We start from the raw sequence: 1,219 nt of genomic DNA, 5'->3' as shown, positions 1-1,219 counted from the left end.
CTCGCCGCGGCGGCGCTTCAGCTGAGTATGCGTGACCACCGCATCCAGTCCACGATCGTCGGTGCCTCGCGCCCGGAGCAACTGCGCGAGTCCGTCGGCCTGGCCACTCAAGAGATACCCGACGCGCTGTTCGACGAGCTCGAGACCCTGACCCCGGACCGCAGCCACTGGATCGGCCCACAAAACCGTTGATCGGCCCTCAGATTCACCCGGCCGCCAGCAGGTGGGAGGGAGAATTCTTCGACTGATCTTCGGACGGCGGCAGATTGACGCAACCAGCAGGTTGAGCTGCCCGCCGGCCGCGTGAGAATGAGAAGAATTTCTCCCTCCCACCTCCTGGCACGCCTCCTTTCCACCAACCCCCCGACGGAGAAAGACCCGACCTGTGCCCAATACCGCGCGAACGTTCAGTCCCGACCGGTTGCTGTATGGCGGCGACTACAACCCCGAACAGTGGCCCGAGGAGGTGTGGGCCGAGGACGTCGAGCTGATGCGGCGTGCCGGGGTGAACGCGGCGACGATCGGGGTGTTCTCGTGGGCGCTGCTCGAGCCCGAGGAAGGCGTCTACGACTTCGGGTGGATGGATCGCGTGGTGTCGACGTTGCAAGGCGCCGGGATCGGCATCGTGCTGGCGACTCCGACCGCATCGCCGCCGCCGTGGTTCTCCCGGGCATATCCGGACGCGTTGCCGGTCGGGCCCGACGGAACGCGGCTCACTCACGGCAGCCGCGACACATACGCGGTGAGCGCTCCGGCCTACCGGGAGGCCTGCCGCCGCATCGTCGAGCGGCTGGTCGCCCGGTACGGCGATGAGCCCGGGCTCATCGCCTGGCACGTGCACAACGAGTACGGCACGTACGACTGGGGCGAGCATGCGGCCGCCACGTTCCGTCGCTGGCTGCGTGAGCGGTACGGCACCCTGGACGAGCTCAACCGTGCCTGGTACACGGCGTTCTGGAGCCAGAACTACCGCTCCTGGGAGGACATCACGCCGCCCAGGGCCACCCAGTACCTGCACAACCCGACCAAGGCCGTGGACTACCGGCGGTTCATGTCCGACGAGATGCTGGCGGCGATGCGCGAGCAGCGGGACATCATCCGCGCCGGCGGCTCGTCCGCGCCGGTCACCACGAACTTCATGCTGCCGACCTGGAACCACCTCGAGCAGTGGAGCTGGGCCGAGTCCCTGGACCTGGTCTCGATCGACCACTACCTCGAC

1 protein-coding gene and 1 pseudogene are annotated in these 1,219 nt (G+C 67.6%); both read left to right on the top strand.

Annotation, left to right across the window (positions count from 1 at the left end):
• Positions 1 to 192, top strand: a pseudogene (locus ELR45_RS36330) (aldo/keto reductase); the annotation flags it as partial.
• A 193-nt stretch (positions 193 to 385) separates the two neighbouring features.
• Positions 386 to 1,219, top strand: an 834-nt coding sequence (locus ELR45_RS36325; RefSeq protein WP_205855623.1) for a beta-galactosidase, incomplete at its 3' end; no start/stop codon positions are given.

Origin of the sequence: Phytoactinopolyspora endophytica, assembly GCF_004138495.1 — a bacterium.
Lineage (GTDB): Bacteria > Actinomycetota > Actinomycetes > Jiangellales > Jiangellaceae > Phytoactinopolyspora > Phytoactinopolyspora endophytica.
The sequence above is the reverse complement of the archived record's forward strand: the minus strand, read 5'-3'. Positions and strand labels throughout refer to the sequence as shown.